This window comes from Thiobacillus sp., assembly GCF_024708915.1.
This window is the reverse complement of sequence record NZ_JANJXQ010000244.1, coordinates 1-7,950: the sequence shown is the minus strand read 5'-3', so window position 1 is coordinate 7,950 and position 7,950 is coordinate 1. Positions and strand designations below refer to the sequence as shown.

Below are 7,950 nucleotides of genomic sequence, written 5' to 3'. Positions count from 1 at the left end.
CGGCATCACCCTGGTGTTCTCCGGCCTCAAGAAGCAGGTGCTGGACGTGATGCGCAACACCGGCCTGTTCGACGAGATCGGCCAGCAGCACATTTTCGCCAACGAGGACCAGGCGCTGGCAGCCATTTATGAATGGCTGGGTGAAGCGGGCAAAGACGATCTGTTCTGCCCGGTCAGCAAGCCGCAGCCGGAAAAGCCGTCGTCCCTGCCCGCGCTTGAGCCGGGCATCGCGCGCTAGTGTCGCGACTCGGAAATAGGGGAACGCAATGAAACGGATGGATTTTTTCGCAGGGCAAGGCGCGGGAGAGCGTGGTTGTTGCCGATTTATCGGCTTTACAACCACGGCCTACCCCTTGCGGGTGGGCGACATAGCCGGCTCTATGGCAACGACGAGCAACGCCGCCATGCGGAAAAAGACGCCGTTTCATGTTGCGATATTTCCGAGTCGCGACGCTAGCGTCATGAGATCGGGTTGGCTCACGCTCATGTTCGCCGCCGCACTGATCTTCCCGCATCCGGTCTCTGCGCAGGGCGACCTGCCGCCGGCCGGGCGCTCGCGCTTCGACCAGCTGATCGGCAGCCAGCCGGTGCCATTTCCGTTTTCCCGGCTGGTCGACACGATCAACCGCCAGATGCAGACCGACAGCGGTGGCCTGCCCCCCCTGAAAATCACGCTGATCCCGCTTGGCCGTTCGCTGCAGCGCGATGCCGGCGCGCCGGATTTTTTCCGCTATCCGCGCGTGGTTGCCGCTGCCGACGGCGCCGGCAAACCGGGCACCCTGCCATTGAAGGACCGCCTGTTCCTCGGCTATCACGAAAAGGGCGAGGTGATCGAAGTCATCAGCTACAACGATGCCGCCGGCCGCTTCGAATTTCAGGTGGTGCGCGATTACCGGAAAGGCAAAACCCCGCAGGTGTTCTACGCGCGGCGCAGCCTGTGCCTCGCCTGCCACCAGAACGCCGCGCCGATCTTCGCCCGCCCGCTGTGGGATGAAACCCCGGCCAACCCGGAGATCGCCGCCCGCCTGAAAGATGCGCGACGCGATTTCTACCGGGTCAAACTGACCGGCACCGATATCGCCTACTTCATCGACGCGTCCACCGACCGCGCCAACCTGTTTTCGGTCTGGCAGACGCTGTGGCAGCAGGGTTGCGGCCCGGGCGAAGCGGGCGAACGCTGCCGCATGCAGGCCTTCGCCGCTGCGCTCGATTACGCGCGCCGGGGTTCCTTGCCGGCACCCGGCATCCTGCCGGCACTCGATCGCGCCTGGACAAGTATCTGGCCGCATGGCCTCGCCATCCCCAATCCCGATCTGCCCAACCGCGATCCGCTCGCCGCCTTGCAGAACCCGGATAACGATCCCTTGCTGTTGCGCCCGCCGCTCGAAACCTGGCAGGCGCCGGACAAGACCGCTTTCGTCGTCGGGCTGGCCGGCATGCTCGACGTTCACGCTGCGCAGCGGCTGCAAGCGGCCGATCTCGCCGCGCCGCTCGAACGCCTGCGCGCACGCGGCGCATTTTCCGCCCGTCCGTTCAGCCACACGCTGCTCGACGACCTACTGGCCGAACCCGGCACAGCGCGCCGGGCCCCTCCTGTCCGTCTGCCGCCCGCACGCATCGAACCGGTTTCCGTCGCACGCGACGCCAGCCCGCTCGTTGCGCCTTTCCGCACCCACTGCGCCAGCTGCCACGACACCACGCTGCCGCATCCGCCCAATTTCCTGCACGGCAGCCCGGCCGAGGTCGAGGCCAGGCTCGATCACTGCGCACCGCGCATGTTCGTGCGCCTGAGCATGGCGGGCGTTCCCGAAGCCGCACGCAGCAAGCCGCCGATGCCGCCGGCCGCTGCGCTCGCCAGCCGCGGTACCGATCCTGCGCACTGGGCCGCCTCGCCCGAACTCGCCGCCCTGAAACGCATTGTCGCCAGCCGTCTGCGCGGCCAGGATCCGGCCAGCCTGCTGCGGCGGCCCTACGCGCAGCTGCCTCCCTGCCTGCCGCCGTCCGACTATGCGGGGCGCGGACCATGAGCACACCCGAAGCCCGCTGCTCCGGCTGCCGTTTCTTCCTGTGGGCTGTGCTGGTCCTGTTCGCGCTCGGCGCACTCGGCGCGGCGCTCCGCTTCCTGCCCGACCGCCCCGTCACCTACGCCGACCCGATCGAACATTTCAAATACGGCTCGACCGGCGGCGAACGCAACATGGGCTTCCCCTACTGGCTGTTCCAGGTGCTGCCCGAGGTCTGCCCCGATCTGCTGCCGGGCAAGGGCTATGCGTCGCTCGGCTTCATCTACGAGCCGGGGCACGATCTGCCGGTTGGCATGTCGCAGCGGAGACACATGGGCATCGACCGCGTGTTCCTCAACTGCGCGGTGTGCCACGCCGCCACCGTGCGCACCGCACCCGACGCCAAACCGATGCTGGTCGCCGGCATGCCGGCCAACCAGCTCGACCTGATGGGCTTCCAGAAATTCGTCCAGGCCTGCGTCAACGACCGCCGCTTCACCCCGACGCAGGTGGTGCCGCGCATCGCCGAAAAATCCGGTGGCCTCGGGATACTCGACGAGCGGATCGTCTACCCGCTCGCCATCCATCTGATGCGCGACGGCGTCGCCGGCCTGCTCGGGCGCCTGAACTTCATACACCTGCAGTCCGACTGGGGGCCGGGGCGAGTCGACACCTTCAATTCGGCCAAGGCGATTTTCAGCGTGCCGTTCGAACAGTTGCCAAAGGAAGAACTGGTCGGCGTGGCGGATTTCCCCGCGATCTGGAACCAGGGCAGGAAACAGGGCATGCAGCTGCACTGGGATGGCAACAACAGCCGCGTCGAGGAGCGCAACCTGTCGGCTGCCTTCGGCACCGGCGCCACGCCGAGGCTGATCGACCATGCCGCCATCGCGCGCATCGAGGCGTGGATCGCCAGCGCCGTGCCGCCCGCCTTCGAAAAGCACTATCCCGTCGACCGCACGCTGGCCGCGCACGGACAGAAGGTCTACGGGCAGACCTGCGCCGCCTGCCACGGCGCGAGCGGCAGCGACTTTGCCGGCGAGCATGTCGGCAAAGTCACGCCGATCCAGGCTATCGGTACCGACCGCGGCCGCCTTGATTCCTACACCCTGCAGCTCGCGCAGAACCAGGGCATGCTGTATTCGGCCGATCCTGCGTACCGCTTCCGCCACTTCCGCAAGACCTGGGGCTACGCCAACGCGCCGCTCGACGGCATCTGGCTGCGTGCGCCCTATCTGCACAACGGCTCGGTGCCGACGCTGTGGGACCTGCTGCAGCCTGTAGCGCTGCGGCCGAAGCTGTTCTACCGCGGCAACGACCTGTACGACCCCCGGCACCTCGGCTTCGTCGCCGACCAGCCCGAAAGCCAGGGCAAGCGCCTGTTCGCCTTCGACACCCGCATTCCCGGCAACGGCAACGCCGGACACGAAGGCCCCGCCTACGGCACGACACTGCCGGCCGCCGACAAGTGGGCGCTGCTCGAATACCTGAAGACGTTTTAGGAGCCCGCCATGAAGACATTCTGTCGTTGTCCGCGCTGGCTGAAGGCCACCGGCCTCGGCGTGCTCGTGCTCGTCGCCGTGCTCGGTTTCGTCGGTTGGGACCGTTTCCTGCGCGATCACGGCGCGACGCAGTTCGACCACCCGGACGAGCGCTTCAAGTACGGCTCATTCGGCGCGGAGAACGACGCCGGCATTCCCTACTGGATCTTCTACGTGCTGCCGCGCGTGTTCCCCGACAAGCTGCCCAAGCCCGGCGTCGGCTATGCCAGCTTCGGTGTGGTGTGGGAACAGGGCCAGGAACTGCCGGTGGGATTCTCCAAGCGGCGCATCGGCTTCGACCGCGTCGCCAACACCTGCGCCGCCTGCCACGTGGCGAGCTACCGCAGCCGACCCGAGGAAACACCGACCCTGGTCGTGACGGGCCCCAACCACACCCTCGACCTCGAAGCCTTCTTCCGCTTCCTGGTCGACTGCGCCAGGGATCCACGCTTCAACGCCGACACCCTGATGGCCGAGATCAACCTTGCCGCCGACCTCGACTTCGTCGACCGGATGGCCTACCGCTATCTGATCATCCCGATCACCAAGAAACGCCTGACCGAGCGCGAAAGCCAGTTCCAGTGGATCTACCGCCACGACTTCCCCGAATGGGGGCGCGGGCGCGACGACGCGATGAACCTGACCAAGTACTTCATGATCCGCTGGCCGATGGACGACAGCTTCGGCCCGACCGACATGCCGTCGATATGGAATCTACAGAAATACCAGCCGGAGCAGGGACACCGGATGAACTTCGCCGGCGACTCGCACGACCCCTATTCGGTCGTCATCGATTCGGCGCTCGGCCTGATGGGCGCGGAGCCGAAGAACAAGCGTGATTTCCTCGGCCAGATCGACTGGCTGGTTGATTACCTGAAAACCAAGCCGGCGCCGCACTATCCCTTCCCCGTCGACGCCGGCCGCGCGGCTCGGGGCAAGCCCGTATTCGACGCGCACTGCGCCGCCTGCCACGCCAGCGCCCGCACCGGCACCATCGTTCCGCTTTCCGAGATCGGCACCGACCGCGGCCGCATCGATACCTGGGGCAAACAGGCGGCGATCGAGGCCAACCGGGTGGTCAGCGACATGGGCATCGAGCGCCGCGGACTGGTCGAAGCGCCGCTGACCGGCTATGTGGCGCAGTTCCTCGACGGCATCTGGCTGCGCGCACCCTATCTGCACAACGGCTCGGTGCCGACCCTGGCCGACCTGCTGACGCCGCCGGCGCAGCGCCCGCCCCTGTTCTGGCGCGGCTACGACGTCTTCGACCCGGTGCACGTGGGCTTCGTCGTGAAGGGCGCGGCGGCCGAACGTGCCGGCACCCCGTACGACACGCGCCTGCGCGGCAACGGCAACCAGGGGCACGACTTCGGCACCGCCCTGCCCGCCGGCGACAAGGACGTGCTGCTGGAATATCTGAAAACACTTTGACAGGACATCCCCATGGCCACGAAACCCCCACCCCCGCACACCGCCGGAACGCTGCGATCCAGCGCCGAACGCGCCACCGCCAAGCAGCTCGACGCCTTCCCCGACCGCATCGACCTGCGCGACTGGTACTACCAGCCTGCGCTCATCAGCCTGCCCGACGCCTACCTGGCGTGCACGCTGATCCCGCGTTCGCGCATCCTCGACCAGGGACGCGAAGGCGCCTGTACCGGCTTCGCGCTGGCAGCGGTGGTGAATTTCCTGCGCACCCGGCAGGGCCAGACGGCGCGGGTCAGCCCGCGCATGCTCTACGAGCTGGCGCGGCGCTACGACGAGTGGCCGGGCGAAGCCTACGAAGGCTCGTCGGCGCGCGGCGCGATCAAGGCCTGGGTCAAGCACGGCGTCTGCCGCGAAACCTCGTGGAGGCCCACCCAGCACGGCATCCAGCACATGACCGATGCGGTGATCGCCGAAGCGATGCAGGCGCCCGGCGGCGCGTATTACCGCATCCGCCCCGGCGACGTGCGCGACATGCACACCGCGCTCAACGAGACCGGCATTCTCTATGCGACGCTGATGGTGCATTCGGGCTGGGCGGCGCCGGGCACCGAGAAAGGCGCACGCACACTGAACGTGAACGTCGAGGGGCGCAAAACGCCCTACCGCTTCCCCATCATCCGCCGCAGCGGCAGCGCCGACGGCGGCCACGCCATCGCCATCGTCGGCTACACGCCGCAGGGCTTCGTCATCCAGAATTCGTGGGGGCCGGACTGGGGGCTGGACGGCTTTGCCTTCCTGCCCTACGAGGATTTCCTGATGCACGCCACCGACGTCTGGGTCGCGCAGATGGGCGTGCCGGTCACCCTCGACCTGTGGGCGGGCGACCGCGGCATCAGCAACGCCGGCTTCCAGCGCGCCAGCCGCGCCATTCCGCTGTCCGAGATCCGCCCCTACGTGATCGACGTCGCCAACAACGGCGAACTGTCGGGCTCGGGCGAATACTGGACCACCGAATCCGACCTCGAGCGCCTGTTCTGCGAAACCCTCCCCGCGCGCACCCAGGGCTGGAAGAAGCGCCGCATCCTGCTCTACCTGCACGGCGGCCTCAACTCCGAGGCGGCGTCGGCCAAGCGCATCGTCGCCATGCGCGACGTCATGCTCGACAACGAGATCTACCCGCTGCACATCATGTGGGAGAGCGATTTCCTCTCCAGCGTCGCCAATCTCTTCACCGACCTCTTCACCGAGGCCGACAAGCTCGCTGGTGGCGGCTTCCTGGACAACCTCACCGAGGCCAAGGACCGCGTGCTCGAGCTCACGCTCGCCCGCGCCGGCTTCAGGCTGTGGGGCGAGATGAAGGAGAACGCGCAGCTCGCATCGGAGCACTCGCACAACAAGGGGGCGATCCAGCTCGTCGCGCAGCATGTCGCGCGCGCGAAGCAGAAGCTCGCCAGCCACGACAAGATCAACTGGGAACTGCACATCGTCGGCCATTCGGCCGGCAGCATCTTCGCCGCGCACGCCCTGCCGCTGCTCGCCAGCCTGGGCCTGCCGCTAAAGAGCGTGCAGTTCCTCGCCCCGGCGATACGCGTCGACACCTTCAGGAACCGGGTGCTGCCGGGCATCAAAGCCGGTCACACCCCGCTGCCCAGCCTCTATCTGCTGTCCGACAAGCTGGAGCGCGACGACAGCGTCGGCCCTTACGGCAAGTCGCTGCTCTATCTGGTCTCCAACGCCTTCGAGGGCACGCGCGACGTGCCGATCCTCGGCATGCAGGCCTGTCTCGACAACGACACCGAGCTCGCCAGCCTGTTCGGCGGAACAGTCGACGGCCGGCCCGCGCGGGTCGTCTCGGAAGGCATTCCGATCGACCCCGCCCACGAAACCGCGGCCATCGCCCGGGGCGCGTCGGTCAGCCACAGCCACGGCGGCTTCGACAACGACTGCGCAACCATGAACTCGGTGCTCACCCGTGTCCTCGACGGCACGCCCAAACGTCCGTTCACCGCACGCGACCTGAACTACTGAGCGCAGCATGCCCGCCGATCTCGCCACCCTGTTCGACAGCCTGCTGGTGATCGCCGGCCTGGTGCTGGTGGTCACCGGGCTGGTGATGTTCATCTACAGCAAGACCAGCACGCAGGCGTCGTCGGTCGAGGCATTCGGCATCAAGCTCAACGTCACCCATCCTTCGCTGATCCTGGTGCTGGCCGGCGTCGGCCTGATGCTGGCGCCGCGGCTGCTGCCAGGCCTGCCCGGCAAGGCGGACGACAAGCCGGTGCCAGCCGTTGTCGCTGAAGCGCCCCCCGTGAGCGCAAGCCCCGGGACGACGGCCGTGCCCATTCAGCCGCCTCCGCCCGTGTCGCCGCCCCCTCCGCCCGTGTCGCCTTCTCCGGCGGCGGCGCCCGCCGTCCCGCAGGCAACGCCCATTCCACCCACCCCGGCAGCGACGGTGTCCCCAGCGCGCGCGCCCGCCCAATCTGCCGCGACGGCTTCTTCCGCATCCGCCCGGCCCGCCCCTACGGCGCAGCCACGCGCTGCCGCACCTGAAACAGCCGCCGCAACACCGGCCCCCAGGGTCGCAATCGCCCGCCCCGCTGCCGCACCCGCCGCACCCGCCGCGACCGTTCAACCGGAGGCCGCTGCCCCGCCCGCGGCAGCCAGGCCGGTGCGCCCGATACTCGCCTTCGCCGCGCTGGGCCTGCCGATCAGCCGCAGTTTCTGGGGCGGCGAAACGCGCGCCAGCTACACGCAGCGGGTGAACGTCGCGCTGCAACAGGCGGGACGTGACGTGTTGCGCATGGATGCCCGCGGACTGGAGCTGGGCCAGGCGGAGTTCAATGCCTGGTGGAACGAATCGGGACAGCACCCGCGCAGCCGCGAACTGTGCGACAGCTCCCAGGCGCCACGCGCACTGCTTTCCGCGCGCGTGGAATCGCCGACCAGTATTTCATCCGTCGAAAGCGCCTACTGGCCGG

The 7,950-nt window shown here is 67.8% G+C and carries 5 protein-coding genes and 1 pseudogene; all 6 read left to right on the top strand.

Annotated elements, in window-relative coordinates:
- Nucleotides 1-238, top strand: a pseudogene (locus Q0L94_RS16790) (sodium-independent anion transporter); the annotation flags it as partial.
- 223 nt (nt 239-461) lie between these two features.
- On the top strand, nt 462-2,027 hold the full coding sequence (locus tag Q0L94_RS16785; protein ID WP_296755565.1) for a hypothetical protein: 1,566 nt from the start codon (nt 462-464) through the stop codon (nt 2,025-2,027).
- Complete coding sequence (locus Q0L94_RS16780) at nt 2,024-3,505, top strand: cytochrome c (protein ID WP_296755563.1); 1,482 nt, start codon at nt 2,024-2,026, stop codon at nt 3,503-3,505. Before Q0L94_RS16785 ends, Q0L94_RS16780 begins: the two co-directional genes overlap by 4 nt.
- A 9-nt stretch (nt 3,506-3,514) precedes the next feature.
- A complete protein-coding gene (locus Q0L94_RS16775; RefSeq protein ID WP_296755561.1) occupies nt 3,515-4,975 on the top strand; it encodes a hypothetical protein in 1,461 nt (486 codons plus the stop codon).
- A gap of 12 nt (nt 4,976-4,987) precedes the next feature.
- The gene (locus Q0L94_RS16770) at nt 4,988-7,000 is read left to right on the top strand and encodes a C1 family peptidase (RefSeq protein ID WP_296755559.1); all 2,013 of its coding nucleotides are present in this window, start codon (nt 4,988-4,990) and stop codon (nt 6,998-7,000) included.
- Between the two features lie 7 nt (nt 7,001-7,007).
- On the top strand, nt 7,008-7,950 hold a 943-nt coding region (locus tag Q0L94_RS16765; protein ID WP_296755556.1), incomplete at its 3' end, for a hypothetical protein.

What these genes read in the sequence shown, in the direction of transcription:
- Q0L94_RS16785 (WP_296755565.1), top strand. Translation starts at nt 462, where the DNA reads ATGAGATCGGGTTGGCTCACGCTCATGTTCGCCGCCGCACTGATCTTC.
- Q0L94_RS16780 (WP_296755563.1), top strand. Translation starts at nt 2,024, where the DNA reads ATGAGCACACCCGAAGCCCGCTGCTCCGGCTGCCGTTTCTTCCTGTGG.
- Q0L94_RS16775 (WP_296755561.1), top strand. Translation starts at nt 3,515, where the DNA reads ATGAAGACATTCTGTCGTTGTCCGCGCTGGCTGAAGGCCACCGGCCTC.
- Q0L94_RS16770 (WP_296755559.1), top strand. Translation starts at nt 4,988, where the DNA reads ATGGCCACGAAACCCCCACCCCCGCACACCGCCGGAACGCTGCGATCC.